The sequence below is a fragment of the Pseudomonas sp. F01002 genome, assembly GCF_004402115.1.
GTDB lineage: Bacteria > Pseudomonadota > Gammaproteobacteria > Pseudomonadales > Pseudomonadaceae > Aquipseudomonas > Aquipseudomonas frigoris.
In genome coordinates this window covers 1-488 of record NZ_SOPU01000061.1, presented here as the reverse complement: position 1 = coordinate 488, position 488 = coordinate 1, and the positions used below count along the sequence as shown (strand labels likewise).

The 488-nt window shown below is 55.1% G+C and carries 1 protein-coding gene; it reads right to left on the bottom strand.

Annotated elements, in window-relative coordinates; genetic code table 11:
* Positions 1-422: reverse transcriptase N-terminal domain-containing protein (locus E3W21_RS28775; protein WP_178084158.1), on the bottom strand; the 422-nt coding region annotated here is incomplete at its 3' end.
* Positions 423-488 lie beyond the last annotated feature (66 nt).

Below are 488 nucleotides of genomic sequence, written 5' to 3'. Positions count from 1 at the left end.
GGTTCCAGAGCCAGCAAATGAAGCGCCTGCATGGCCCGGCATTTCATCGCGGGAATTCCGAGAGGTCTCGTCTTGCCGTTTTTCTTCGGAATAAGCACTCTCCGAAGCGGAAGCGGCGAGTGGCCTCGCCGCTTCAATGACGCTATCGCACCGATCTTGGCCCCTGGTGTATTCCAAGTGACCTTGTCCACACCGGGGGTGTTTTTGCCTTTGTTTTCAGACACCCATTTCACGGCCAATACTTTGCCGCTGAACGAGTGAGTCAGCAGCCATTGCAGGGCTTTCGCTTTGTTATGCCTGCCTTCTTGTACAGCCTTCACAATACGCGCTTGCAGCCCTCTTACTCGACGTTGAGCGTCGGCCCAATTGATGCCGTTCCACGACGTGCCGGAAGGTGCACACGCCAATGCTGCTGCGTTCATTTGCTCTCCTTCCGTTGAAAGGGTTCTACACACTCTCTTGTGAAGAGAGACCATGAGGACGTCTGC